Consider the following 25,244-nt stretch of genomic DNA (forward strand, 5'->3'; position numbering starts at 1 on the left):
TCGTGCCGCCCGTACCGCGTGACCGCTCGCCCCGCGGGTCATCCGGCGTCGTCCTCGCGGATGCGTTCGGCGCCGCGCAGCCGCGCGGGGGCGGCCCGGCGGTTCTCGGCGATCTCCTGCTCGGTGGGGAGTTCGGCGCCGCGGGTCAGCAGCCGCAGCCGCGGCTGGTACCGCTCCGGCACCACGGGCAGCCCGGGGGGTGCGGTGTTCGCCGCGCCCGCCGCGAGCACCTGTTTGACGAGGCGGTCCTCCAGCGAGTGGTACGACAGGACGGCGATCCGGCCGCCGACGGCGAGGGAGGCCACCGCCGCGGGGACGGCCCGCTCCAGGACGGACAGCTCGCCGTTCACCTCGATCCGCAGTGCCTGGAAGGTGCGTTTGGCGGGGTTGCCGCCGGTGCGCTTGGCGGCCTGCGGCAGGGCGTCGCGGATCACTTCGACCAGTCGGGCGCTGCGGGTGAACGGCTCCTTCGCCCGCTCCTGCACCACGGCGGAGACGATCCGCTTGGCCTGCTTCTCCTCGCCGTAGGCGCGCAGCAGTCGGACCAGTTCGCCCGGCGGGTAGGTGTTGAGGACCTCGGCGGCGCTGATGCCGGTCGTCTGGTCCATGCGCATGTCCAGGGGCGCGTCCTGCGCGTAGGCGAAGCCCCTCTCGGCCTCGTCCAGTTGCATGGAGGAGACCCCCAGGTCGAACAGGACGCCCGCGACCTTGGGCACCCGTAGACGGGCGAGGACCTCGGGCAGTTCGTCGTACACGGCGTGCACGAGGGTCGCCCGGTCGCCGAAGGGCGCCAGGCGCTCACCGGACAGGCGCAGGGCCTCCGGGTCCCGGTCCAGGGCGATCAGCCGGGCGGCGGGGAACTCGGTGAGGAGGGCCTCGCTGTGGCCGCCGAGACCGAGGGTGCAGTCGACCACCACGGGCGCCGGGCCGGTGGCGGGTTGCAGTGCGGGGGCCAGCAGGTCCAGACAGCGCCGCAGCATCACGGGAACGTGCCGGGTACCGGGGGGCCTCGGTGCGCCCTCGGCCGCGGGAGCTCCGTCGCCCCCTTCGTCACCGCTGCTGGTGACGGTGCTGCCGTCGGGTCCGGGGGTGTCCCCTGCGCGCCCTTGCATGTGCCCTCTCAGGTCCGGGCGCGGCGCCCGCACCGCCGGGCCGCCGCCCGCCGGTGGGGAGAGGGGACCGCCGGCGCGGGCCCCTTCGTCGGGGAGCGCGCGGCCGTCCGGAGCGGGAGGGGGCCGAGCCGTACGGGGCGCGTCGCGCGCGCGGGGAGATCGTTCGGATCTCTGGATGTCCACAGTCCAGCAGGGAGCGCTCGGGGCCTCCCGCTTCGCGTCACTTTAGTCCACCCTGTCGCACGGTCAATCAACGCGCCTGCGCGTCGCGGGCGGCGTTCGCACACAAACTCGATGAGTGCGCGCCCGGGCCGGGACCGCGGCTGCGTCACCCGTTCGGCGGGTGACCTTCACACCTGTGGGTTACCTCACAACAAGGCGCAATGACGTTCTTTGTCCACTCTCACGCCCTGCCCGTCGGGCCGGTCCCCACTACGGTCGGAGCATGACGACTTCCGCACCCCTCCCGTCAGGCACCGAAGCCGCCATAAGTGCCGGTCAGACCGTCACCGACCGGCTCATCGAGGCGAACACCGACTACGCCGCTGCCTTCACCGACCCGGGCATGGACGCCCGCCCCGTCCTCAAGGTCGCCGTGGTGGCCTGCATGGACGCCCGTCTCGACCTGCACGCGGCGCTCGGCCTGGAGCTGGGCGACTGCCACACCATCCGCAACGCCGGCGGTGTCGTCACCGATGACGTGATCCGCTCGCTCACCATCAGCCAGCGGGCGCTCGGCACCCGCAGCGTCGTCCTCATCCACCACACCGGATGCGGTCTGGAGACCCTCACCGAGGAGTTCCGGCACGAGCTGGAGATGGAGGTCGGCCAGCGGCCGGCCTGGGCGGTGGAGGCGTTCCGGGACGTCGACCAGGACGTCCGGCAGTCCATGCAGCGGGTGCGGACCTCGCCGTTCCTGGTGGAGACCGGGCACGTGCGCGGATTCGTCTTCGACGTGCGCACCGGACTGCTGCGCGAGATCGACCCGTCGTAACGGCGGTCGGGTGCCGCGCGCGGGCGCGGCACCCGGCCCGTTCACCGGAACTCCCCTCCCCACCGGGACGATCCGCCTGGGAGCCACGGGCCACGCCACCCGCCGGGACGGCATACGCTGAGGCACCGGAGCACCACAAGCGGGGCATACGACGCGGACCTTGTCCGGCGCCGCGTGACACGAGGCGTCCAGGACACGTCAGAATGCGCGTACGAGCACCGCGCCGAACGCCTGACGCGTGGTGCCCGTGTTTCGGGGTGGGCCGGTCCGCGGCGCAGCGCACCGGCCCGAAGTTGGGGAATCCCCGGCACCGCGAGGAGCCAGGGGGAGGGCCGAGGAGGGCCGGGTGACGACCTATGACGATCGAGCGAGCCTCACTGATCTGACCACCACAGCGGAGCGCGTCCGCGGGTCGGTGGAGAGCGTGATCGAGGGCAAGCCGGAGGTCGTACGGCTTTCGCTGACCGTGCTCCTCGCTGAGGGGCACCTGCTCATCGAGGACGTACCGGGCGTGGGCAAGACCATGCTCGCCAAGGCGCTCGCGCGGTCCATCGACTGCTCGGTGCGCCGCATCCAGTTCACGCCCGACCTGTTGCCTTCGGACATCACGGGCGTGTCGATCTGGGACCAGGAAGCACGGGACTTCGAGTTCAAACCGGGCGCGATCTTCGCCCAGATCGTGATCGGCGACGAGATCAACCGGGCCTCGCCGAAGACGCAGTCGGCGCTGCTGGAGTCGATGGAGGAACGACAGGTCACCATCGACGGCCACAGCTACGAACTGCCGGACCCGTTCATGGTGGTGGCCACGCAGAACCCGGTCGAGATGGAGGGCACCTACCCCCTCCCCGAGGCCCAGCGCGACCGCTTCATGGCCCGGGTCTCCATCGGCTACCCGAGCCCCGAGGCGGAGTTGGAGATGCTCGGCGTGCACGGCGGGGTGTCCCCGCTGGACGACCTCCAACCGGTCGCCCACGCGCACGACATCGTGAAACTGATCGAGGCCGTCCGCTCGGTCCACGTCGCCGACACCGTCCGCCGCTACGTGGTGGACCTCGTGTCCGCGACGCGCAGCCACCCGGACCTCCGGCTCGGCGCCTCCCCGCGCGCGACGCTGCACCTGCTGCGCGCCGCCAAGGCCGCCGCCGCCCTCGCGGGCCGCGAGTACGCGCTACCGGACGACGTGCAGTCGCTCGCCGCGCCCGTACTCGCACACCGGCTGCTGCCCACGCCGCAGGCCCAGCTGAACCGACGCACCGCCGAGCAGGTCGTGCTGGACATCCTCCAGCGCACCCCCGCACCGGTGGCGCACCACGGTCCGGGCGGTTACCCGGGCCGCGGGCCGGTCCCGCCGGCCTACGGCGAGCGTCCGCCGGGCGCCCGGAGGCTGTGATGACGGCTCCCGCCGATCCGTCGGGCGCCCGCCCCCAGGAGGACCGGGGCGGGGCCCGCGCGGCGCTGGCGGGGCTCACCACCCGCGGCAGGTCCTTCCTCGCCGCCGGGGTCGCCGCCGCGGTCTGCGCCTACGTGCTGGGCCAGGGCGACCTGCTGCGCGTGGGGCTGCTGCTCGCCGTCCTGCCACTGGTGTGCGCGCTCGTCCTCCAGCGCACCCGGTACCGGGTCGCGAGCAGCCGCCGGCTCTCGCCCGGGCGGGTGCCGGCGGGTTCGGAGGCCCGGGTCCACCTGCGGATGGAGAACGTCTCCCGGTTGCCGACGGGGCTGCTGATGCTCCAGGACCAGGTGCCGTACGTGCTCGGGCCGCGGCCCCGGTTCGTGCTGGACCGGGTCGAGGCGGGCGGCCGGCGCGAGGTGTCCTACCGGGTCCGGTCGGACCTGCGGGGCCGCTACCCGCTGGGACCGCTCCAACTGCGGCTGAGCGACCCGTTCGGGATGTGCGAACTGACCCGCTCCTTCGCCACGCACGACGACCTCACGGTGGTCCCCCGCGTCGAGCCGCTGCCGCCGGTCGGGCTCAGCGGCGACGCCAAGGGGTACGGGGAGGGGCGGCAACGGTCGCTCGCCCTCTCCGGGGAGGACGACGTCATCCCGCGCGGCTACCGCTACGGCGACGACCTGCGTCGGGTCCACTGGCGGTCCACCGCCCGCCACGGCGAACTGATGGTCCGCCGCGAGGAACAACCACAACGCGCCCGCTGCTCGGTCCTGCTGGACACCCGCTACCTCGCCTACGAGGGGGCGGGGCCCGACTCCTCCTTCGAATGGGCCGTGTCCGGAGCCGCTTCGGTCCTCACCCACATGATCGAACGGGGCTTCTCGGTCCGGCTGCTCACCGACACCGGGGCCTCGGCGCCCGACGAGGGGGGCGACGGCTTCGCCGGGGCCGCCCAGGAGTCCGCGGAGACGGCCGGGCTGATGTTGGACACGTTGGCCGTGGTCGACCACTCCGACGGGGAGGGCCTGTCGCGCGCCTTCGACCAGGTGCGCGGCGGCCGTGAGGGGCTGTTCGTGGCGTTCCTCGGCGACCTCGACGAGGAACAGGCCGCGGTGGTCGCCCGGATGCGGCAGCGGGTGGGCGCCGCCGTCGCCTTCGTCCTGGACCCGGTGCAGTGGGCGGGCGGCCCTGGCGCACGCCCGGGCGACGAGGCCGCGCACCGCCTGCGGCTGCTCCAGGAGGCGGGGTGGACCGCCCTCGCCGTGGCACCGGGGTCGAGCGTCGCCGAGGCGTGGCGCAGGGCGGATCAAGAACGCGTCGGATCGGGCCCGGCACCGGGAACCACGGGGGGTTGGTCATGAGCGGCCGGATACGACTGGCGCTGTGCGCCTGGCTGGCCACGTTGCTGGCGGCGACGGCGCTGATCCCGCTGGTCGAGCCGACCTCCTGGCTGCTCCAGGCGGCGGCGCTGCTGGGCGTGCAGACGGCGGTGGGCGCTCTGGCCCGGCGGGTCCCGCTGTCCCGGGGGTTCACGGTGTTCGCCCAACTCCTCGTGACCGTGCTGCTGCTGACCGCGTCCTTCGCCGGGGACCGCGCGCTGCTGGGGTTCGTCCCCGGTCCCGACACCCTCAACGCCTTCGCCGAGCTGCTGCGGGACGGGGGCGACGACGCGGGCCGCTACGCGCCCCCGGTGCCGCTCTCGGACGGGATACGGCTGATGCTGGTCAGCGGGGTCCTGCTGATCGGGCTCGTGGTGGACCTCTTCGCGGTGACCCTGCGCAGCGCGGCCCCGGCGGGCCTGCCGCTGCTCGCGCTGTACTCGGTCGCCGCGGGGATCGCCGGCGGCGACGCGGGCTGGGCCTGGTTCCTGCTGGCCGCCGTCGGCTACCTGCTGCTCCTGCTCGCCGAGGGGCGGGACCGGCTCGCCCAGTGGGGGCGGGTCTTCGGCGGACCGGTCCCGACCCGCGGCGGGCCGGTGACGGCCGGGATGGAGAGCGGCCGGGCCACCGTCCGGGTGCGCACCGGTCACCGGATCGGCGCCCTGGCCCTCGGGATCGCCGTGGTCGTGCCGCTGGCGCTGCCCTCGCTGGACGGTGGCCTGCTGGACCGCGAGCGCGGCGGAACGGGCGACTCGGAGGGGGGCACCATCTCGGCGGTGAACCCGTTGGTCTCGCTCCAGAACAGTCTGAACCAGCCCGAGGACCGGGAGGTGCTGAAGTACACCACCAGCACCCCCGACACCCAGGAGCTGTATCTGCGGATCGTCGCCCTCGACGATTTCGACGGCAGTGCGTGGAAGCCCTCGCAGCGCGAGGTCACCGATGTCCCGGCCTTCCTGCCGACGCCCCCGGGCCTCAGCCCCGAGGTGGCGCGCCGCGGGGTCACCACCCGGATCGAGGCCGCGGACTGGTACGCCCAGGACTGGCTGCCGATGCCGTTCCCGGCGAGTCGGGTGGACATCGACGGGAAGTGGCGGTTCGAGCCGGTGGGCCGCACCCTGGTGGGCGACCACGAGCAGACCACCCGTGGCGCCCGGTACACGGTCGAGAGCCTGATCGTGGAGCCCACGGCGCAGCAGCTGGCGAACGCCCCCGCACCGCCGCCGGAGTTCGAACGCGAGTTCACCAAGGTCCCGGCGTCGCTGCCGGACGAGGTCGCCGAGCAGGCCCGCAAGGTCACCGCGGGCGCCTCGAACGACTACGAGCGGGCCGTGAAGCTCCAGGAGTGGTTCGCCTTCGACGGCGGCTTCACCTACGACACAGAGGTGACGGCGGGCACCGGGAGCGCCGCGATCGCCCGGTTCCTCCAGCAGAAGCAGGGCTTCTGCGTGCACTTCTCGTTCGCGATGGCGGCGATGGCCCGCACCCTCGGCATACCGGCCCGGGTCGCGGTCGGCTTCACCCCCGGCTCCCCCGGTGCGAACGGGGAGATGTCCGTGGGGCTGAAGGACGCGCACGCCTGGCCCGAACTGTACTTCGAAGGGGTGGGCTGGACCCGCTTCGAGCCGACGCCGAGCCGTGGCTCGGCACCGGACTACACCCGGCCCGAGGCCCCCTCGGCGGCACCGAGCACCGAGGCGCGGCCCACCGAGTCGGCGTCCGACGCGCCGTCGACGGCACCGTCCGAGACGGAGAGCTGCTCGGCGGAGCAGAAGCGGTTGGACGGCAGCTGCGGGACCACGGCGCCCGCCGTGGCCGCCGGTTCCTCGGGCGACGGCGGTCCGCGGTGGCAGGCCGTGCTGATCGGGGCGGGGGTGTTGGCCGCGCTGGCCCTGCCGTTCCTGCCGATGTTGTGGCGGTCCCGGGTGCGGGCCCGCCGGCTGGGGTCCTCACCGGGGCGCACCGAAGCGGACGCCCAGGCACGGACCCTGGCGGCGTGGCGGGAACTGGTCGACACCGCCTGGGACCACGGGATCGGTCCTGACGCCTCCGAGACGCCCCGGGCCGCGGCGGCTCGGATCGTGCGGGTCGCCCGGCTGGACGAGTCGGCCGCGGGTGCGGTGCGGCGGGTGGCCGAGGCGGTGGAGCAGACGCTGTACGCGCCGGTTCCCCGGCCGGTGACGGGGCTCGGGGACGAGGTCCGGACCGTGCGGGGGGCCCTGCGGGCGGCGGTGGGGCGCGGGGCTCGGGTGCGGGCGCTGTGGGTGCCGCGGTCCGCGGTGCGGGTGGTGTGGGCGGTTGCCGAGCGGTGGACCGGGTTGCGGGTCCGGGTTTCCGGTGCGGTGCCGTCCTGGGCGGGGGCGCTGCGTCGCTGAGCGGTTCGTGGGCGCCCGCTCTTCGGTACGTCCACTTGGCCGGTGCGTTGCTCCGTGCGGGTGCGTGGTGGTTGCTCGCGCCGTTCCCCGCGCCCCTTCGGTACGTCCACTTGGCGGTGCGCTGCTCCGTGCGGGTGCGCGGTTGTTTTGCGCAGTTCCCCGCGCCCCTTTCGGGGCACCTCCACCTGCGGTGCGTTGCCCGGTGTGGGTGCGCGGTGGTCGTCCGCGCCGTTCCCCGCGCCCCTTCGGGGCGCATCTCAGCCGATACGGGCCCCGTCAGGGGCGCGGGGAACGGCGCGAGCAAGCACCGTGCGCCCGCACCCGGCGACGCACCGGCGGAGGCAGCCCCGGAAGGGGCGCGGGGAACGGCGCGAAACGACGACGCACCCGCACGGAGCAGCGCACCGCCAGGTGGACGTACCGAAGGGCCGCCGGAAACGGCGAAGGGTGCCCTTCCGGGGAGGGGCACCCTGAGAGAAGCCGAGGGACGGGCGGGCGCCTCAGCGACCGCCTTCTTGCTCGTCACGGCGGCGCTGCCACCGCTGCTCGATCCGGTTCATCATGGACCGGCGCTGTCTGTTCTGCTGCCGAGCAGACGGGGCACCGGGTGGGGAACCCGCCTGTTCGCCCGGCTTGGGCGCCTTGCGCCATCCGGTAACGGCGAGCACCGCGCACCCCAGCATGACGAGGAAGCCGACCACGCTGATCCAGATCTGCTGGGCGACCATTCCGGCCATGAGGAGCGCAATACCCACCAGGAAGCCGGCGACCGCCTGGTACACCCGACGCCGGGTGTACGTACGCAGCCCGCTTCCCTCAAGCGCTGTCGCGAACTTAGGATCTTCGGCGTACAGCGCTCGCTCCATCTGCTCGAGCATTCGCTGCTCGTGCTCCGAGAGCGGCACGGAGTCCTCCTCATCGTGCAGTCGCCGGGGCGACCGGGGGGTTCCCTTCAGGATAGGCAGGGAATCGCCCCCGTGAAACCCGCCCCTCTACGCCAATTCGCCAGTCAGAACCCGTCGTGGCGGTTCGGCCCGCTGAGGCGTCCATTCCCCGACGGGCAGTCCGTCATGCCGGACCGTCTCCCTCGATCATACGGCGAGTGGCGCCCGATCGGGTGGCCGGTGGCGTACTCCATGTGCTGCTGCGTTCCTGATCAGCGGCATCCCCGCCAGGAGCTCAGACGTCCGCGGGGTCCTGACGGGCTCCGAGCAGGTGCAGCTGGGTGGCTACCGAGTGGAAGGCGGGCAACTCGGCCGCCGCCGCCTCCAGCCGCAGCAGGGCGTCCAAGGCTCCCGGCTCGGTGTCCACGAGGACGCCGGGGACCAGGTCCGCGAAGACCCGCACACCGTGCACGGCGTCCACCCTGACGCCCGAGGCGGTCACCAGTTCGGTGAGCTGTTCGGCGGTGAAGCGACGGGGCACGGGATCGCTGTCGCCCCAGCGTCCGTCGGGGTCGCCCAGGGCCCGGCGGGCCTCGGTGAAGTGGCCGGCGAGGGCCCGGGCGAGGACGGCGCCGCCGACACCCGCCGCGAGCAGGCTGAGCACGCCGGCGGGGCGCAGGGCGCCGATCGTGTTGCGCACCCCCTCGGCGGGATCGTCCACGTACTCCAGCACTCCGTGGCACAGCACCGCGTCGTAGCCCCCGCGCTCGACGACGTCGAAGAGGCCGTGGGCGTCACCCTGGACGCCCTGGACCAGGCCGTCGACACCGGCTTCCGCGGCCCGGCGCTCCAGGGCGAAGAGGGCGTTCGGGCTCGGGTCGACGACGGTCACCCGATGGCCGAGTCGGGCGACGGGCACGGCGAAGTTGCCGCTGCCGCCGCCCGTGTCCAGGACGTCGAGCACCTCGCGTCCCGTGGACGTGGCCCGCTGGTCGAGGGCGTCCTTCAGCACGTCCCAGACCACGGCGGTACGGAGAGAGGCGCGGGGGCGCATCGGGTCCGACACTGCAACTGACTCCTCGGCACGGCACCGCCCGTCCTGCGGCGGTAGCGATCGGGTGTGCCTCGCTCTGTCCCGGCCGGGCACGGGGCCCGGGCGTGTGCCCGGCGAAGCTTCAGGTCGTCCCACCCTATTGCCTCGCCGCGGCACCGGGCCGCCTCCCCCGCGTCCGTCCCGCGTCCACCGTCGACGGGGGCGTCAGACGGCGTCCGGCACGGCGGGCGGCTCCCGGTCCCCGAGGGCCCCGGGGCGGTGACGGGGACGGGGCACCGGCTGGAGCACCAGCATCCGTTCGACGAGCCTGAGGAACATCGCGGCGTCCCGCAGCAGGTCATCGGCGTCCCGGGGGCCCGCCGCGTCCTTGATCCCGGCCTCGGCACGGGCCCGGCGGGCGGCGCCGGAGGCGAACAGCGCACTCCACTCGGTCAGCTCGGGGGCGATCTCCGGCAGGACCTCCCAGGCGCTCCGTATGCGGACCCGGCGCCGGGCGGGCGGCTCGGGGCGGCCGCGGGCGGCGAGGACGGCCGCCGCGGTGCGCAGGGCGGCCAGGTGCGCGGTGGCGTAGCGCTCGTTGGGGGTGGTGAGGGTGGCGGCCTCGGCCAGCCCGGCACGGGCCTTGGCGAGCATGTCGAGGGCGGCGGGCGGGGCTCCGGTGCGGCGCGGCACGGGGTGCACGTCGCCGGCGGAACCGGTCAGCGAGGGGGCGGGGCCGGCGGCGACGTGGCGGAGTGCGGCGGCTGCCGCTGGGGAACTGGCCATGACGAGCCTCCTGTCGTCAGTTGACAACACTGGTGCCGTTATGTGCCCCATCGTGGAGTACGCCACTGACAACACGGGCTGACCTGCGGTTCTTTGCCGGTTTGGGTGCGGGCGGACCGCCGGGATACTTTTTGCACTGACCAGTCAGTTCAAAGAATGCTCGGAGGGGAACGGTGGACGGAGCCGCGGTGACGGCGGACCGGCTGGGGGTCAAGGGACCCCGGGGCTGGGCCTTCGAAGGGGTCGGGGTCGATGCGCCGGCGGGTTCGCTGGTGGCGGTCGAGGGCCCGTCCGGGGCGGGCCGCACCTGCCTGCTGTTGGCGCTCACCGGGCGGATGCGGACCTCCGCGGGCCGTGCCGAGGTGGCCGGTCTGCGGCTGCCGAAGCAGTCGGCCGCGGTCCGTCGGATCAGCGCCCTCGCCCACGTCCCGGGGGTCGCCGACCTGGACCCGGCGCTCACCGTCGACGAACACCTGCGGGAACGGGCGCTGCTCCAGCGGCGGTTCGGCGGCTCCCTGCGGTCGCTGCTGCGTCCGCGCGCCGACCGGGCGGCCGAGACCCGTCGCCGGATCGACGACGCGCTCACCGCCGCGGGCCTCGACCCCGAGGCACTGCCCAAGGGGGCGCGGACCGCGGTGCGGGACCTCGAACGGCTGGCGGCGTTGCGCCTGTCGGTGGCCCTGGCCCTGATCGGGCGGCCGCGGGTGCTGGGCGTCGACGACCTGGACCTCAAGTTGTCGGACCGTGAGCGCGCGGCGGCCTGGCGGCTGTTGCGGGACCTCGCCGCCGAGGGACTGACCGTCCTCGCGGTGTGCAGCGAGGCGCCCCGGGACCGGGGGGACGCCGGGGACGTGATCGTCGTGACGACGGCGCCCGCCCCGCAGGAGCAGGAGGAGTGCGATGCGTCCGCCTAGGCTCGCCGTGCTGGAACTGCGACGGTTCGGCCGGGGACGGCTCCCGCGCGCGGCGCTCGTCGCGGTACTGGTGCTGCCCCTGCTGTACGGGGCGCTGTACCTGTGGTCGTTCTGGGACCCGTACAGCCGCATGGACCGCGTGCCGGTCGCCCTGGTGAACGAAGACGAAGGCAGCACCGCCACCACCGCAGCCGGGGAACGGATCGCGGTGGGCGACGAGATCGCCGGGAAACTGCGGGAGGGCGGCGCGTTCCAGTGGCACGAGGTGGACGCCCGGCAGGCGCGGGAGGGCGTGGCGGACGGCAGGTACTACCTCTCCCTGACGATCCCCGCCCGCCTCAGCGAACGGATCGCCGGCGGCGCCGGGGACTCCCCCGCGGCGAGCGCCCTCAAGGTGCGCACCAACGACGCCAACAACTACCTGGTCGGGCAGCTGTCCCGCTCGGTGTTCGCAGAGGTGCGCCGGGCGGCCTCCGCCGACGCGTCCCGCCAGTACCTGGACCGCATGTTCGTCTCGTTCTCGGACCTCCACGGGGAGGCCGAACGGGCGGCCGGCAACGCCGACGCACTCGAAGGCGGGCTCGGGAAGGCCAAGCAGGGCGCCGAGGACCTCGCGGACGGCCTTCGGGACGCCAAGGACGGCAGCAGCGACCTGGCGGGCGGTCTGGGCGAGCTCACCGGCGGGGCCCGCAGCCTGGAGACGGGGACCCGGGACATCGCGGACGGGACCCGAGCGCTCGTGGACGAGGTCAGCGGGGCGGCGGAGCGGGTGCGCCCGTTCCTCAAGGACGACGGGCGCCGCGTCGAGGACACCGCGCGGGCGGTCGCCGGGGCGGCCGGCACCCTGCACGAGCACCTGGAGGCCGTCGTGACCACGGCCCCCGCGGCCCGGGCCGGCACCCGGGAGGCCGCCGACGCCCTGAGCTCGGTGTACGAACGCCGGTGCGCGGCACCGGGAGTGCCGACGGTCGCCGGCACTGCCCCGGCCGCCCCGCAGGAGACACCAGGCCCGCAGGAGTCCTCCGGCCCGTTGCCGGACGCGGCAGCGCGCACACCCGGACCCGACGCCTCGTGCGCCGACCTCAAGAAGGCGCGGGACGAGTCGGCCAGGGCCGCGCGGCTGGTGGCGGACGTCGACACGGTCGTCACCGACCACCGGGGCGACACCACCGCCCTGGAGAAGGACCTCACCACGCTCCAGAACCAGGCCGAGGCCCTGGCGGACGCGGCACCGACCCTGAGCAAGGACCTGGACGGCGCGGTCACCGGGGTGACCGCCCTCGACGAGGGCGCCCAGAAGGTCGCCGACGGCGCTGCGGACCTCCAGCTGGGGCTCACCGCGGCGGCCACCGGCTCCGCCGACCTGGACGCCGGCGTGGACCGTCTGAAGACCGGCGCGGGCGATCTGGACGGAGGTCTGTTCCCCCTGGTCGACGGCGTGCACGCACTGGCGAACGGGCTGCACGACGGGGCGGGGAAGATCCCCGACCACTCCGCCGACGACCGCGACCGGCGCACCGAGGTGATGGCCGATCCGGTGCGGCTGGCCGCCGAGTCGGTCCACCGGGCGGCCAACTACGGCACCGGGTTCGCGCCCTACTTCATCCCGCTCTCCCTGTGGGTGGGCGCGATGGTGGCGTACATGGTGATCGCGCCGCTCAACCGGCGGGCGCTGGCGGCCGGGGCACCCGCCTGGCGCGTCGCGCTCGCGGGCTGGCTGCCGGTGGCCGCGCTGGGGGCGCTCCAGACGGGCGCCCTGATGTCGGTGCTGCACTGGGGGCTGGGACTCCAGCTGGCCCGTGCGGCGGGGACGGTCGCCTTCCTGTTCCTGGTCACGGGGTGCTTCGCGGCGGTCGTCCAGTGGCTCAACGCCCGCTTCGGCGCAGCCGGGCGCATCCTGGTCCTGGCGATGCTGATGCTCCAGCTCACCTCGGCGGGCGGCACGTACCCGGTGCAGACCAGTCCGGGATTCTTCAACGCGATCCACCCGTTCCTCCCGATGACCCACGTGGTGGCGGCCCTGCGGCGGCTGATCACCGGCGGTGACCTGGGCCCGGTGTGGCAGGCGTGCGCGGTGCTCCTCGCCTTCACCGCGGGGGCGCTCGCACTGACCGCGCTGACCGCCCGCCGCCGCCAGTCGTGGACCCTGGACCGGCTCCACCCGGAGCTCAGCCTGTGAGGCCCGGGGCCGAGCCTGTGAGAATCGACGCCATGCAGAGCAGCACCCGACGTCAGGCGACCCGTCAGAAGCTGTACGAGGCCGCCGTGACCCTGATCGCCGAGCAGGGGTTCTCGGCAACGACCGTGGACGAGATCGCCGAACGGGCCGGAGTGGCCAAGGGGACGGTGTACTACAACTTCGCCAGCAAGTCGGTCCTGTTCGAGGAACTGCTCCGGCACGGCGTGGGACTGCTCGCCGCGTCCCTGCGGGACGCGGCCGACGGCTCCAGACGCGCGGGCGGCAGCAACGTCGACGCGTTGGACGCGATGGTCCGGGCGGGGCTCGTCTTCATCGAGCGCTACCCGGCCTTCACCCAGCTGTACGTCGCGGAGCTGTGGCGCACCAACCGGGCCTGGCAGTCCACGCTGATGGTGGTGCGCCAGGAGGCGGTCACGGTGGTCGAGGACGTCCTGCGGGCCGGCGTCGAGGCGGGTGAGCTGAGCGGCGAGATCGATGTCCCGCTGACGGCTTCCGCGCTGGTCGGGATGGTGCTGGTGGCTGCGCTGGACTGGCAGTCGTTCCAGCCCCAGCGGTCCTTGGACGACGTCCACGCGGCGTTGTCCCGGCTGCTCCAAGGGCGGGTCGGCGGCGGCTGACGACATCCCCGTACCCACGGTACGCCCCGTACCCACGGCGCGGCGCCCCGTACCCCGAACCCGGCCCGAACAGCGGCCGACGGGGAGCGCGCCGCTCCAGCGGGGCTCATCCCCCTGAGCCCTCGCCGCAGCGGCGCGTTCCCCGTTGCTCCCGTCGCCCGATCAGTCCCGTGACCGAGCGGACGGGTTCCCGGCCGAAGCCGCGGTCGAGGGCCGCGGCCGTTCCGCCGCCCCGTGTCGGCGGTGCGGTCCGCGGGGTCCCTCTCCCGTGCCCTCACTCTTGCGCGTCCGGGGGCCGTTTCCATCCGTACGGGTACTCAGGCGGCCGCCTGAGTACCCGTACGGACCCCGGGCGGCCACGACCGGCGGGCCCCGGGCGCGTGGCGGGGCCGTCGGTGGCGGCGGATAGGGTCGCGGCATGGGACGGATTGCGGTGATCGGCGCGGGCATGGGCGCCATGGCTGCCGCCGCGCGGCTGGCCGTGGCGGGCCACCGCGTGGTGGTCTACGAGCGCGGGGAGACGTACGGCGGGGCGCTGGGCCGCTTCGAGCGGGACGGCTTCTCGTTCGACACCGGGCCCGGACTGCTGCTGTTGCCCGCCGTACAGCGCGACCTGTTCGTCAAGACGGGCAAGGAGCCGCTGGAGAGTCGCGTCGAGCTGTGCCAGGTGGAGCCCGCGGTGCGGCACGTCTTCGCGGACGGCACGGTGGTGTCCCTGCCGAACGCGTCCCGCGCGGGCGTCGCCGAGGCCCTGGACGCGGCCCTCGGCGGGGGCGCGGGTGACCGGTGGGCCGCCTTCGTCAACCGTGCCCGGGACGCCTGGGACCGGTCCCGCCGTCCGCTGCTGGAGGAGCCCCTGTGGCCCAACTGGCAGGTGCTGGCGGAGCGGGAGCCGTATCCGGCGCGCCCCGTCAAGCGGCTGCTGCGCCCAGGCCGGACGGCGACGACGGTCCGGGAGATCGCGGAGCTGGAGTTGGCGGGCGAGCCGCGACTGCGGGCACTGCTGGAGTGCCACCCCCTCGCCTGGGGACTCGATCCACGGACGGCCCCGGCGAGCGCCGCGGTCCTGCCCTACCTGGAGCAGACGTTCGGCGTGTGGTCGGTGGGCGGCGGGATGCGCGCACTGGCCCGTGCCGTGTACGAGCGCTGCACGGCCCGCCGGGTGGAGTTCCGGTTCGACACGGCGGTGACCCGGATCGTGGAGGCGGACGGCCGCGCGGCGGGCGTCGAGTTGGCCGACGGCACGGTGGTCGAGGCGGACCACGTGATCGCCGGGGTGGCGCCGCCCGTACTGGCCTCGCTGTTGCCGGACACCGAGCTGCGCGCGCCGGGTGACGTGCCGCCCCGACCGGGCGGTGCGAGCCGGCTCACGGTCTTCCTGGCGCTGCGCGGGGGACGCCCCGAGGGCACCGCGCACCGCACGGTGGTCCACTCGACGGATCCGGAGGGCGAGTTGGACGCCCTGTTCGGCGCCGTGCCCGGCTTGCCCGCGCACCCGACGGTGGAGGTGCTGCGCACGGGCGACCCGGCGGGCGCACCGGACCCGGAGCACGAGGCGGTGACGTTGACGGCGACCGTCCCGGCGCTGGGCAGCGGGGGCGACAGCGCGCTCGTCGAGCACCGTCGGGCGGCGCAGCGGATGGTCGAGTCGTCCGGTCGGGCCGTGCCGGACCTGCGGGAGCGGCTGCTGTGGCACGAGGTGCGCACCCCGGCGGACGTGGCGGTGGCGACCGGGGTGCCGGACGGGGCGGTGCCCGGCCCGGCGCTCGCGGCGGCCGGGGGGCGGCTGCTGCACCAGGCGAACAGCACCCGGTTGCCGGGGCTGTTCCTGGTCGGCGGGTGGTCGCACCCGGGCGGCGGACTGCCGCACGCGGGCATGTCGGGCGCGCTGGTCGCCGGACTCGTCGTCGAGGGGCCGGAGTTCCGCGGCTCCCAGTGACCGGCGGTCACCGGCGCCCGGCGCGCCGGGCGGTCAGTAGCGGTACGGCTGACGCTCGTCGTGACCGGGGTCGTAGGCACCCCGGCCGTCGTCCGACTGCGGATACGGGTACGGGTAGGGCTGGGCGTCCGGGAAGTCGTCGCCGTAGCTGCCGTCGGCGGCCGTGGTGCGCTGCTGGGGGACCCAGACCCCGCCGGGCGGCGTCTCCTGGTAGCCCGCGCCGTACGGGTCCTGACCGGGTGCGGGCTGGGCGTAGGGGTCGTGCGGGGCGCCGTCGTAGGTCGGGGCGGCGGTCGGGTAGGGGTCCGCGTAGGCGGCGTACTGCTGTTGCCCCTGGTCGTAGCCGTAGTCCTGCGCGGGGCCGGGGTGGGCGTCATGGCCGAACCCGTGATCCGGGACGCCCTGACCGTGCGGGGTGGGCACGGGATCGCCGTACACGCCGTACTGGCCGGTGTCGTCCGGCATCGGCTCGGGCGCGTAGACCTCGGTGGGGTGGTCGGGGCCCATCGCCGCGGGGCCGAAGGCGTCCGCGTCGAAGACCGGCCCGATGGTGGTGGCGGCGTTCGCGAAGGCGGCGTCGGAGGGGTACCCGCCCGTCTCCTCCATGCCGGACACCTGGAGCGTGGGCTCCGGTCGTCCCTCGGTCTCCGTCTTGCGGCGTTTACTGGCGCCCGGCCGACCGCCGATCGCCCAGCCCGTGGAGAAGCCCTTGCGGAAGGACATGGTCACGTACGTCTGCCCGATGGCGAACGCGATCGCGCCGATCCCGATCACCACGACCGACGAGACGACCACGCCGATGACCACGCCCAGGAAGCCGCAGAAGGCCAGCAACCGCCAGCGGAGCCTGGCCTTGTACTGCAACAGCACCTCGCCCAGCAGCCACAGCGCGACGACGCCGAACGCGATGTAGAGGACCGCCCAGCCCATGTACGCCCCTCTCGTGCGGTCGGCGCCCCACCGCGCACGACCGATCTAGACCTGCGTGTGGTGCAGCCCCAGATTCTCGTAGATTTCCAGCGTCGCGGTCGAGTTGTTGAGGGTGATGAAGTGCAGCCCGGGAACGCCCTCGTCCAGCAGCCGCGCACAGAACTCGGTCGCGAACGCGATTCCCATGGAGCGTACAGCGGCGGGATCGTCCCGCGCCGCGAGGATGCGGTCTTTCAGCTCGGCCGGGAAGGCGGCGTTGCTGAGCTGGGACAGCCGTTCGAGCTGTTTGACGTTCGTGACCGGCATGACCTCGGGAATGACGGGCGTGCTGCACCCGGCGGCGACCACCCGGTCGCGCAACCGCAGGTAGGACTCGGGGTCGAAGAACATCTGGGTGATGGCGTAGTCGGCGCCCGCCCGGCACTTGTCGACGAAGTGCCGGATGTCCTCGTCCCAGTCGGGGGAGCGCGGGTGCATCTCCGGGAAGGCGGCGACGCCGACGCAGAAGTCGCCCGACTCCTTGATGAGCCGCACGAGTTCGGCCGCGTAGGTGAGGCCCTGGGGATGCGGCACCCAGGCGCCCATGGGGTCGCCGGGCGGGTCGCCGCGGACGGCGAGCATGTTGCGGATGCCGGCGTCGGCGTACTGACCGATGATGTTGCGCAACTCCGCGATGGAGTGGTCCACCGCCGTGAGGTGGGCGACGGGGGTCAGGGTGGAGTCGGAGGCGATCTGCTCGGTGGCCCGGACCGTGCCCGCGCGGGTGGAGCCGCCGGCACCGTAGGTCACCGAAACGAAGCTGGGTGCGACGGCCTCGATGCGCCGTAGCGCGTTCCAGAGGTTCCGCTCGCCCTTCGGGGTTTTCGGTGCCCAGAACTCGAACGAGTACGTCGTTTTACCCGATGCGAGCATGTCACGGACCGTACGCGCGCGATCCGTCCTGGTGGAAGCTGTCCCAAGGGCCATACGGGCAGGTTAGCCACGCCGGGGCCGTCCCCCAACCGGGCGAGGGATAAATCAGACGAAAGACCCCCGCGATGTCCACCCCTCGGACACCGTCCGTCCTCAGAGTGAGCGGAGCGGGGAGATGGGGGCCTACGGGTTCCGCAGTCGGCGGGCGAACTCGGCGGCTGCCGCACCCGGGTCGGTCGCCTCGGTGAGGGCCCGGACGACGACCACCCGGCGGGCCCCGGCCTCGATGACCTGATCGAGGTTGCCCAGGTCGATGCCGCCGATGGCGAACCAGGGCCGCTCGGGGCGCAGCCCGGCGGTGTGACGGACCAGGGCCAGGCCCGGGGCGTGCCGTCCCGGCTTGGTGGGGGTGGGCCACACCGGGCCCGTGCAGAAGTAGTCGGCGCCCGGCTGCCGGGCCGCCGCCTGCGCCTCCTCGTCGGCGTGGGTGGAGCGGCCGATCAGGACGTCCGGGCCGAGGATCGCCCGGGCTGCGGGGACCGGGAGGTCGCCCTGGCCCAGGTGGAGCACGTCGGCGCCGATGGCGTGGGCGACGTCCGCCCGGTCGTTCACCGCGAGCAGCTTGCCGTGCCGCCGGCAGGCGTCGGCGAACACTCGCAGGTGGTCCAGTTCCTCGGCGGCTTCCATGCCCTTGTCGCGCAGTTGCACGATGTCCACGCCGGACGCGAGGACGCGGTCGAGGAACTCCGGGAGGTCGCCCTGGCGCGTGCGGGCGTCCGTGCAGAGGTAGAGGCGCGCGTCGGCGAGCCGGGCGCGGCGCGTGGGAATGGAATCTGCCATGGCGGTACTGGTCCCCCCGTGGACGGTGCGGTGGTGCGTGGGCGGTCCGCGCAGGACAGCGCACGCCGAGCGAGACGCGCCCGATCAGGGGCGCGGGGAACTGCGCGAAGCCACCGCGCACCCCCACCGAACAGCGCACCGCAGGTGGGCGTACGGAGGGAGCACGGTGTACCGCGCAGGTGAGTGCGGTGCGCGGACCACCTCGGGTCCGCGCACCGGCGGCGTCGGCCGCTCAGTCGGCGGCGGGTGCGCGGCTCAGACGGCGAGCGCCTGCGCGCGGCGCTTCACCTCCGTACCGCGGTTCTCACTCAGGGCCTGGGCGGGCGTGCCCGGCAGGCTGGGGTCGGGGGTGAAGAGCCATTCGAGCGTCTCTTCGTCCGTGAAGCCGTCGTCCCGCAGGAGCGTCAAGGTGCCGCTCAGGCCCTTGACGACCTTGTCGTCGTCGATGAAGGCCGCGGGTACGTGCAGGGCCCTGTTCTCGCCGCGGCGCACCGCGATCAGCTGGCCCTCCTTGACGAGCTGCCGAACACGGGTCACCTCCACGCCGAACCGCTCGGCGATGTCCGGGAGGGTCAGCCAGGCGGGGACGAGAGCATCAATCTTTGCGTCAATCTCGGTCACGTACCCCAGCCTGCCACTTCCTTCTGACATCGGAAAAGCGGCCCGCTGCCGGTGGGGCCGGTCGGCCCCACCGGCGGCCCGCCCCGACGGGTCAGCGGACGGCCGACTTCAGGGGGCGCGCGGGGTCCACCAGCAGCCCGGTGTCGAGCACCGCGCCGGACTCGATCAGCTTGCGGCCCTGGGCGAGGTCACGGGGGCGGCCCACGGCCAGCAGCGCCACCAGCCGCCCGCCGCGCAGCCAGCACACCGACCAGGCGGCACCGGAGGGCTCCCCGCGCCACACCACCGCGTCGGCGCCTTCGTGGTGGCCCGCGTACTGCACGAAGCGCCCGAACTGCTCGGACCAGAAGTACGGCACCGGGTCGTACACGGCGGGCACCTCGCCGACGATGCCGGCGGCGACCGTGCGCGGGCCCTGGAGCGCGTTGTCCCAGTGGTGCACCAGCAGGCGTTCGCCGTACCGGGCGGAGGGGAAGGAGGCGCAGTCGCCGACCGCGTAGACGTCGGGCACCGAGGTCCGCAGGTGGTCGTCGGCGAGCACTTCCCGGTGCGCGCCGAGTGCGATCCCGGAGCCGGCGAGCCAGTCGGTGGCGGGGCGGGCGCCGATGCCCACCACCACCGCGCCGGCGGGCAGCACGTTGCCGTCGTCCAGGACCACTTCGCCCGGCTGCACGCGGACCACGCGCGCCCGGGTGCGCAGGGTGGCCCCGGCCTCCGCGTACCAGTCGGTCATGGGGGCGGCGACCTCGGCGGGCAGGGCGCCCGCGAGCGGCCGGTCGGCGGCCTCCACCACGGTCACCGCGCAGCCCGCCTCACGAGCGGCCGTCGCGAACTCGGCGCCGATCCAGCCGGCGCCCACCACCACGACGTCGTGTTGGTCGGCGAGCACCGGACGCAACCGCTCGGCGTCGTCCAGGGTGCGCAGCAGGTGCACGCCGGGAACGCCGTCCGCGCCCGGCAACCGGATCGGTTCGGCGCCGGTCGCGATGACCAGCGTGTCGTACGGGACGGGCCCGGCCTCGGTGTCCAGTTCGTGGTCGTCGGGGCGGACGCCGGTGACCTCCAAGCCGAGCCGCAGGTCGATGCCGAGCGCCCCGAAGTCCACGTCGAAAGCGGAGTCCTCGGCCTTGCCCAGGAGCACGGCCTTGGACAACGGCGGCCGGTCGTAGGGCTGGTGGGGTTCGGCTCCGATCAGGACGACCGGTCCGGCGAAGCCCTGTTCGCGCAGGGCCACCGCGGTCTGCACCCCGGCCATGCCCGCGCCCGCGATGACGACGCCCGGTGGCCGGTCGGCCGCGCTGCCCGCTTCGGCCGTCGCGGCCGTCCGGCCCGCCGCGCCCGTCTCCGTCGCCTCGGTCGCCTCGGTCGTTTCGGGTGCCTTGGCTGTCTCGGCTGTCTCGGTTGTCTCTTCTGGCATGTCGCCCTCGTCCGCCTCGTCCGCCTCGTCGGGTGGTGGGGCCGTCGGCCGGCATCCGGCTGTCCCCGGTCGTCACCCTAGACACCCGGACGCCGGCTCAGTCGGCGGTCGGTCCCGGCTCGGGCGGTGTCTCTTGCGGTGCCTCCTCCACCACGCTCGTTCCCCGCCCCTCGCGGGACTCCCACTCCCAGGTCTCCAGCAGCCGCACCCGCCCGTCCGGCAGGGCGACCACCCGGGACGCGCAATGTCCGGATGCGGTCGTTCCGTCGATGCGCAGTTGGACGTACCGGAAGTCCAGCCGGTCCCCGGTGCGGGTGCCGACGAGGTGGCCGCGGACCACCTCGCCGCCCGCGTAGTCGGCCCAGACCACGCCGCCGCGCTCGTGGTAGGCGAAGCGGGTGCGGGTGCCGACCTGGCCGGGCGCCTGGTCGGCCACGGGTACCAGGACCCGTCCGTCGAGCGAGGGCGCGGCCGGTGCGGCCGGTCGATCGGGCTGGTGCGGCTGGTCGGGCACGGGACACGACTCCCTTACTGGGGTGCGGGGCATCGGGTTAGGGTGGCCAACGTAACTCGCGGGAGCCCGGACGCACCGGGCTGAGAGGGAGGCTGACCGGCCTCCGACCGTACGAACCTGATCCGGGTCATGCCGGCGAAGGGAGGAGCGGAGCACCCATGTCTCGTTCAGCGGACGTCCTGGTGGTGGGCGGCGGGATCATCGGTCTGGTGACGGCCTGGCGGGCCGCCGGGCGCGGTCTGAGCACCGCGCTGGTGGACCCCGCGCCGGGCGGCGGCGCCGCACAGGTGGCGGCCGGGATGCTCGCCGCGGTCACCGAACTGCACCCCGGCGAGGAGCAGCTCCTCGCCCTCAACACCGCCTCGGCCCGTGCCTATCCGGCGTTCGCCGCCGAACTGTCCGGGGTCACCGGGGCGGACCTCGGCTACCGGCGCTGCGGCACCCTCGCCGTCGCCCTCGACGCCGACGACCGGTCCCAGCTACGGGAGTTGCACGCCGTGCAGACCGCGGCGGGGCTGACGCCCCAGTGGCTCAACGGTCGGGAGTGCCGGCGGCTCGAACCGATGCTGGCCCCGGGCGTGCGCGGCGGGCTGCGGGTGGACGACGACCACCAGATCGACCCGCGGCGACTGGCCGCGGCCCTGGTCACCGCCTGTGCGTCGGCCGGCGTGGTCTTCCACCGGCAGCGGGTCGAACGCCTGGTCATCCGCAGGGAACGGGCCTCGGGCGTCCTGCTCGCCGACGGCACCGAGCTGGCGGCCGGGCAGGTCGTCCTCGCCGCGGGCAGCCTCAGCGGACGGCTCGCGGGGGTCCCCGACGAGGTCGTGCCACCGGTACGGCCCGTCAAGGGGCAGATCCTGCGGCTGAGGGTGCCGCCCGGCTTCGGCCCGTTCCTGAGTCGGACCGTGCGGGCGGTGGTGCGCGGCGGACAGGTGTACCTGGTGCCGCGCGAGGACGGTGAGCTGGTCCTCGGGGCCACCAGCGAGGAACTCGGCTGGGACACCACCGTCACCGCGGGCGGCGTGTACGAACTGCTGCGGGACGCCCACGAACTGGTCCCCGGCATCACCGAGCTACCGCTCGTCGAGACCCGTGCGGGGCTGCGGCCCGGCTCGCCCGACAACGCCCCCCTGCTCGGCCCCACCGCACTGGACGGGCTGCTGCTGGCCACCGGCCACCACCGCAACGGCGTGCTGCTCACCCCCGTCACCGGGGACGTCCTGGCCCACGCCCTGGTGCACGGTGAACTGCCGGACGACGCACGCCCCTTCACCCCCCTCCGGTTCACCCGCCTCCCCCAGGAGCAGCCCGTATGAGCGCGTCACCCGCCCCCGGGTCCACGACCCTGAGCGTCACCCTCAACGGCGAGCACCGGGACGTCAGCCCCGGGACGACCCTCGACGACCTCGTCGCCGTGCTCACCACCGCGCCCGGCGGAGTGGCCGCCGCCCTCAACGAGACCGTCGTCCCGCGCACGGGCTGGCCGCGGATCGTGCTCGCGGACGGCGACCGCGTCGAGGTCCTCACCGCGGTCCAGGGAGGCTGACGTGGCCGACGACCCCTTCGTCCTCGGCGGCCGGAGCTACGGCTCCCGGCTGATCATGGGCACCGGCGGCGCCCCCAGCCTCGACGTGCTGGAACGCTCGCTGGTCGCCTCCGGCACCGAGCTGACCACCGTCGCGATGCGGCGGGTCGATCCGACGACCGCCGGCTCGGTGCTCTCCGTGCTGGACCGGCTCGGCATCCGGGTGCTGCCCAACACCGCGGGCTGCTTCACCGCCGGGGAGGCGGTGCTCACCGCGCGGCTGGCCCGGGAGGCGCTCGGCACCGATCTGGTCAAGCTGGAGGTCATCGCCGACGAGCGGACCCTGCTGCCCGATCCCGTCGAGTTGCTGGACGCCGCCGAGATCCTCGTCGACGACGGTTTCACCGTCCTGCCGTACACCAATGACGATCCCGTCCTGGCGCGCAAGCTGGAGGACGTGGGGTGCGCTGCGGTGATGCCGCTGGGCTCGCCCATCGGCTCCGGGTTGGGCATCCGCAATCCGCACAACTTCGAGTTGATCGTGGAGCGGGCGGGGGTCCCGGTCATCCTGGACGCGGGGGCCGGGACGGCCTCGGACGTGGCGCTGGCCATGGAGCTGGGCTGTGCGGGGGTGATGCTCGCCTCAGCGGTGACCCGGGCCCGGGTGCCGGTGCTGATGGCCGAGGCCGTGCGGCACGCCGTGGAGGCCGGGCGCCTCGCCCATCGCGCCGGGCGCATCCCCCGGCGCTTCTTCGCACAGGCCAGTTCGCCCGCCGCGGGGCAGGCCCGGCTGGACCCGGAGCGCCCCGCGTTCTGACCCCCTACGGGGCACGGGCCGTCCGGGGGCGCGGGCCCCCGGGTCGGCACGCCCCCGGCGCGCCGGCTCTTAGACTGCCTCCGTGGACAATTCGCTTCAGGACCCGCTGCTCGGGCACGTGCTGGACGCCCGCTACCGGGTGGACGCGAGGATCGCCACCGGCGGCATGGCCACGGTGTACCGCGCCCTGGACACCCGGCTGGACCGGGTGGTCGCCCTGAAGGTGATGCACCCCGCCCTCGCGGTGGACGCGGGCTTCGTGGAGCGCTTCATCCGCGAGGCGAAGTCGGTGGCCCGGCTCTCGCACCCGAACGTGGTCGGCGTCTTCGACCAGGGCGCCCAGGGCGCCTACGTGTACCTCGCGATGGAGTACGTGCCCGGCTGCACGCTGCGGGACGTGCTGCGGGAGCGGGTCGCGCTGTGCCCACGGGCCGCCCTGGACGTCCTGGAGTCGGTGCTGGCCGCCCTCGGCGCGGCGCACCGGGCGGGTCTGGTCCACCGGGACATGAAGCCGGAGAACGTCCTGATCGGCGATGACGGCCGGGTCAAGGTGGCCGACTTCGGTCTGGTCCGCTCGGTGGACTCCCGGACCGGTTCGACCGGTCCGGTGCTCGGGACGGTGGCGTACCTCGCGCCGGAGCAGATCGAGGACGGTGCGGCGGACACCCGGGTGGACGTGTACGCCTGCGGGATCGTGCTCTACGAGATGCTGACCGGCGGCAAGCCCCACACCGGCGACACCACGGCGCAGGTCCTCTACCGGCACGTCAACGAGGACGTCCCGGCCCCTTCGGCGACGGTCCCCGGGACGGCCGTGGAGCTGGACGAGCTGGTCGCCGCGGCGACGGCCCGCGACCCCCGGCTGCGCCCGCGCGACGCGGTGGCGCTGCTCGCGGCGCTCCGGTCGACCCGGGCCGCCCTCACCGAGGCGCAGCTCGACGCGGTCCCGCCGGGGGCCGACGACGCGGCGCACGACAGCGCCGAGGACCGGACCAGTGTCATCCCCCGGGCGCTCGGCATACCCCGCCCGCTGCCGGTGAACGAGGACGCCATCGGCGGCGGCCCGGACGACGTCCAGCGCACCGCGCTGCTGGGGCGTCCCGTACCCGTGCGGTCCCGGTTCGGGGGCCTGCTCACCGGTCGGCCGCCGCGCCGTGCGGTGGCCGGGCTCGGGGCCCTGCTGCTGGTCCTGCTGGCCGGGATCGGCGTCTGGTACATCAACTCCGGACAGTTCACGAAGGTCCCCGCGCTGCTCACCCAGACCGAGGCGGACGCCCGGGAGCGGCTCACCGACGCGGGGCTGGACGTCGGGGACGTCCGGCGGGAGTACAGCGACACCAACCGGCGCGGCACGGTGATCGCCACCGACCCGACCGTCGGGTCCCGCATCCGCGGCAACGGCAGCGTCGGGCTGACGGTGTCGCTGGGGCCGCAGACCGTGCGGGTGCCCGATGTGACGGACCGCACGTTGGCCGTGGCGCGCAAGGAGATCACGGCCGCCGGGCTGGAGCCGGGGATGGTCACCGACGCGTTCGACACCACCGTCCCGCGGGGCGAGGTGATCAGCACCGACCCCGCTGCGGGTACGGAGCGCCGGGCGGGTTCGGCCGTCGCGATCATCCTGAGCAGGGGCGCCCCGGTGGAGGTGCCCGAGCTGGGCGGGAAGAGCCTCGGGCAGGCGCAGGAGGCGTTGGCGGAGCTCGGGCTGAAGTCGGAGATCGCGCCGGAGCGGGTCACCGCCAAGGTGCCGGCGGGCGAGGTGGCGCAGCAGTTCCCCCGGGCGCGGTCCGAGGTCGCCGAGGGCGACACGGTCACGCTGACGCTGTCCGAGGGGCCGGAGATGATCGAGGTTCCGGACGTGGTCGGGGACGGCGTGGACGACGCGCGGCAGACCCTGGAGGCGGCCGGGTTCGAGGTGAAGGTGGACCGGGGCATCCTCGGGCTGTTCGGGGACACGGTGGACGAGCAGTCGGTGGCCGCCGGCGAGGAGGCCCCCGAGGGCTCGGAGATCACCCTCCACATCGGCTGACGGGCCGCGCCGC

The 25,244-nt window shown here is 74.3% G+C and carries 22 protein-coding genes and 1 riboswitch; of the genes, 12 read left to right on the forward strand and 10 right to left on the reverse strand.

The annotated features are described in order from the left end of the window. Positions 1-38: 38 nt before the first annotated feature. Positions 39-983: a 16S rRNA (cytosine(1402)-N(4))-methyltransferase RsmH gene (gene rsmH / locus ACFV88_RS03695; RefSeq protein ID WP_385486030.1), complete on the reverse strand. Its 945-nt coding sequence runs from the start codon at positions 981-983 to the stop codon at positions 39-41. 574 nt (positions 984-1,557) lie between these two features. On the opposite strand from rsmH, the gene ACFV88_RS03700 reads away from it, so the two are divergent. The 4 genes from ACFV88_RS03700 to ACFV88_RS03715 all read left to right on the forward strand — a co-directional run bounded on the left by ACFV88_RS03700 (position 1,558) and on the right by ACFV88_RS03715 (position 7,253). Further along, positions 1,558-2,106 (forward strand): beta-class carbonic anhydrase, encoded by a 549-nt coding sequence (locus ACFV88_RS03700; RefSeq protein ID WP_385485592.1) that lies wholly within the window; start codon positions 1,558-1,560, stop codon positions 2,104-2,106. A gap of 346 nt (positions 2,107-2,452) precedes the next feature. Next, positions 2,453-3,499 carry an AAA family ATPase gene (locus ACFV88_RS03705; protein ID WP_385485594.1) on the forward strand — a complete coding sequence of 349 codons (1,047 nt, stop codon included), beginning with the start codon at positions 2,453-2,455 and terminating at the stop codon, positions 3,497-3,499. Then, the gene (locus ACFV88_RS03710; RefSeq protein WP_385485596.1) at positions 3,499-4,860 is read left to right on the forward strand and encodes a DUF58 domain-containing protein; all 1,362 of its coding nucleotides are present in this window, start codon (positions 3,499-3,501) and stop codon (positions 4,858-4,860) included. Before ACFV88_RS03705 ends, ACFV88_RS03710 begins: the two co-directional genes overlap by 1 nt. Continuing rightward, complete coding sequence (locus ACFV88_RS03715; protein WP_385485598.1) at positions 4,857-7,253, forward strand: transglutaminaseTgpA domain-containing protein; 2,397 nt, start codon at positions 4,857-4,859, stop codon at positions 7,251-7,253. Before ACFV88_RS03710 ends, ACFV88_RS03715 begins: the two co-directional genes overlap by 4 nt. 500 nt (positions 7,254-7,753) lie before the next feature. Here the strand turns inward: ACFV88_RS03715 and ACFV88_RS03720 are convergent, their stop codons facing one another. The 3 genes from ACFV88_RS03720 to ACFV88_RS03730 all read right to left on the reverse strand — a co-directional run bounded on the left by ACFV88_RS03720 (position 7,754) and on the right by ACFV88_RS03730 (position 9,956). Beyond that, the gene (locus ACFV88_RS03720; RefSeq protein ID WP_385485600.1) at positions 7,754-8,158 is read right to left on the reverse strand and encodes a DUF3040 domain-containing protein; all 405 of its coding nucleotides are present in this window, start codon (positions 8,156-8,158) and stop codon (positions 7,754-7,756) included. A gap of 274 nt (positions 8,159-8,432) precedes the next feature. Next, on the reverse strand, positions 8,433-9,203 hold the full coding sequence (locus ACFV88_RS03725; protein ID WP_385485601.1) for a class I SAM-dependent methyltransferase: 771 nt from the start codon (positions 9,201-9,203) through the stop codon (positions 8,433-8,435). 192 nt (positions 9,204-9,395) lie between these two features. After that, positions 9,396-9,956 (reverse strand): SAV_6107 family HEPN domain-containing protein, encoded by a 561-nt coding sequence (locus tag ACFV88_RS03730; protein ID WP_385485603.1) that lies wholly within the window; start codon positions 9,954-9,956, stop codon positions 9,396-9,398. A 173-nt stretch (positions 9,957-10,129) separates the two neighbouring features. Here ACFV88_RS03730 and ACFV88_RS03735 point away from each other — a divergent pair, with 173 nt between their 5' ends. From ACFV88_RS03735 to ACFV88_RS03750, 4 genes are all read left to right on the forward strand, one after another. Continuing rightward, positions 10,130-10,870 (forward strand): ATP-binding cassette domain-containing protein, encoded by a 741-nt coding sequence (locus ACFV88_RS03735; RefSeq protein ID WP_385485605.1) that lies wholly within the window; start codon positions 10,130-10,132, stop codon positions 10,868-10,870. Continuing rightward, entirely contained in the window at positions 10,857-13,049 is a 2,193-nt protein-coding gene (locus ACFV88_RS03740) for a YhgE/Pip family protein (RefSeq protein ID WP_385485607.1), read from the forward strand. Before ACFV88_RS03735 ends, ACFV88_RS03740 begins: the two co-directional genes overlap by 14 nt. A 32-nt stretch (positions 13,050-13,081) precedes the next feature. Then, positions 13,082-13,687 (forward strand): TetR/AcrR family transcriptional regulator, encoded by a 606-nt coding sequence (locus tag ACFV88_RS03745; RefSeq protein ID WP_385485609.1) that lies wholly within the window; start codon positions 13,082-13,084, stop codon positions 13,685-13,687. A gap of 418 nt (positions 13,688-14,105) precedes the next feature. After that, positions 14,106-15,626: a phytoene desaturase family protein gene (locus ACFV88_RS03750; RefSeq protein WP_385485611.1), complete on the forward strand. Its 1,521-nt coding sequence runs from the start codon at positions 14,106-14,108 to the stop codon at positions 15,624-15,626. Between the two features lie 33 nt (positions 15,627-15,659). On the opposite strand, the gene ACFV88_RS03755 is transcribed toward ACFV88_RS03750, so the two are convergent. From ACFV88_RS03755 to ACFV88_RS03780, 6 genes are all read right to left on the reverse strand, one after another. Then, positions 15,660-16,556, reverse strand: coding sequence for a hypothetical protein (locus tag ACFV88_RS03755; protein ID WP_385485613.1), 897 nt, complete (start codon positions 16,554-16,556; stop codon positions 15,660-15,662). Between the two features lie 45 nt (positions 16,557-16,601). Continuing rightward, a complete protein-coding gene (gene metF / locus ACFV88_RS03760) occupies positions 16,602-17,522 on the reverse strand; it encodes a methylenetetrahydrofolate reductase [NAD(P)H] (protein WP_385485615.1) in 921 nt (306 codons plus the stop codon). A 129-nt stretch (positions 17,523-17,651) separates the two neighbouring features. Beyond that, entirely contained in the window at positions 17,652-18,308 is a 657-nt protein-coding gene (gene thiE, locus ACFV88_RS03765; RefSeq protein ID WP_385485617.1) for a thiamine phosphate synthase, read from the reverse strand. A 255-nt stretch (positions 18,309-18,563) separates the two neighbouring features. Further along, on the reverse strand, positions 18,564-18,929 hold the full coding sequence (locus tag ACFV88_RS03770) for an Rv2175c family DNA-binding protein (RefSeq protein WP_385485619.1): 366 nt from the start codon (positions 18,927-18,929) through the stop codon (positions 18,564-18,566). A 91-nt stretch (positions 18,930-19,020) separates the two neighbouring features. Further along, positions 19,021-20,184 carry an NAD(P)/FAD-dependent oxidoreductase gene (locus ACFV88_RS03775; protein ID WP_385486032.1) on the reverse strand — a complete coding sequence of 388 codons (1,164 nt, stop codon included), beginning with the start codon at positions 20,182-20,184 and terminating at the stop codon, positions 19,021-19,023. A gap of 259 nt (positions 20,185-20,443) precedes the next feature. Beyond that, a complete protein-coding gene (locus tag ACFV88_RS03780; protein WP_385485621.1) occupies positions 20,444-20,860 on the reverse strand; it encodes a hypothetical protein in 417 nt (138 codons plus the stop codon). Between the two features lie 48 nt (positions 20,861-20,908). Further along, positions 20,909-21,022: riboswitch (TPP riboswitch) on the forward strand. Between ACFV88_RS03780 and thiO the strand changes: the two genes are divergently transcribed. The 4 genes from thiO (at position 21,019) to pknB (ending at position 25,231) form a co-directional block, all read left to right on the forward strand. After that, on the forward strand, positions 21,019-22,176 hold the full coding sequence (gene thiO, locus ACFV88_RS03785) for a glycine oxidase ThiO (protein ID WP_385485623.1): 1,158 nt from the start codon (positions 21,019-21,021) through the stop codon (positions 22,174-22,176). (Overlaps the previous riboswitch by 4 nt.) Then, complete coding sequence (gene thiS / locus ACFV88_RS03790) at positions 22,173-22,406, forward strand: sulfur carrier protein ThiS (protein WP_385485625.1); 234 nt, start codon at positions 22,173-22,175, stop codon at positions 22,404-22,406. Before thiO ends, thiS begins: the two co-directional genes overlap by 4 nt. A gap of 1 nt (position 22,407) precedes the next feature. Continuing rightward, positions 22,408-23,202, forward strand: coding sequence for a thiazole synthase (locus ACFV88_RS03795; protein ID WP_385485627.1), 795 nt, complete (start codon positions 22,408-22,410; stop codon positions 23,200-23,202). Between the two features lie 82 nt (positions 23,203-23,284). After that, complete coding sequence (gene pknB / locus ACFV88_RS03800) at positions 23,285-25,231, forward strand: Stk1 family PASTA domain-containing Ser/Thr kinase (protein WP_385485629.1); 1,947 nt, start codon at positions 23,285-23,287, stop codon at positions 25,229-25,231. The last annotated feature ends 13 nt before the right edge of the window (positions 25,232-25,244 follow it).

This window comes from Streptomyces sp. NPDC059816, assembly GCF_042732055.1.
Taxonomy (GTDB): domain Bacteria; phylum Actinomycetota; class Actinomycetes; order Streptomycetales; family Streptomycetaceae; genus Streptomyces.

Coding starts and splice junctions, on each gene's coding strand:
- thiO (WP_385485623.1), top strand. CDS start 21,019: ATGTCTCGTTCAGCGGACGTCCTGGTGGTGGGCGGCGGGATCATCGGT.
- ACFV88_RS03740 (WP_385485607.1), top strand. CDS start 10,857: ATGCGTCCGCCTAGGCTCGCCGTGCTGGAACTGCGACGGTTCGGCCGG.
- metF (WP_385485615.1), bottom strand. CDS start 17,522: ATGGCCCTTGGGACAGCTTCCACCAGGACGGATCGCGCGCGTACGGTC.
- ACFV88_RS03745 (WP_385485609.1), top strand. CDS start 13,082: ATGCAGAGCAGCACCCGACGTCAGGCGACCCGTCAGAAGCTGTACGAG.
- ACFV88_RS03700 (WP_385485592.1), top strand. CDS start 1,558: ATGACGACTTCCGCACCCCTCCCGTCAGGCACCGAAGCCGCCATAAGT.
- ACFV88_RS03755 (WP_385485613.1), bottom strand. CDS start 16,556: ATGGGCTGGGCGGTCCTCTACATCGCGTTCGGCGTCGTCGCGCTGTGG.
- ACFV88_RS03775 (WP_385486032.1), bottom strand. CDS start 20,184: ATGGCCGGGGTGCAGACCGCGGTGGCCCTGCGCGAACAGGGCTTCGCC.
- ACFV88_RS03710 (WP_385485596.1), top strand. CDS start 3,499: ATGACGGCTCCCGCCGATCCGTCGGGCGCCCGCCCCCAGGAGGACCGG.
- thiE (WP_385485617.1), bottom strand. CDS start 18,308: ATGGCAGATTCCATTCCCACGCGCCGCGCCCGGCTCGCCGACGCGCGC.
- ACFV88_RS03750 (WP_385485611.1), top strand. CDS start 14,106: ATGGGACGGATTGCGGTGATCGGCGCGGGCATGGGCGCCATGGCTGCC.
- ACFV88_RS03715 (WP_385485598.1), top strand. CDS start 4,857: ATGAGCGGCCGGATACGACTGGCGCTGTGCGCCTGGCTGGCCACGTTG.
- ACFV88_RS03730 (WP_385485603.1), bottom strand. CDS start 9,956: ATGGCCAGTTCCCCAGCGGCAGCCGCCGCACTCCGCCACGTCGCCGCC.
- thiS (WP_385485625.1), top strand. CDS start 22,173: ATGAGCGCGTCACCCGCCCCCGGGTCCACGACCCTGAGCGTCACCCTC.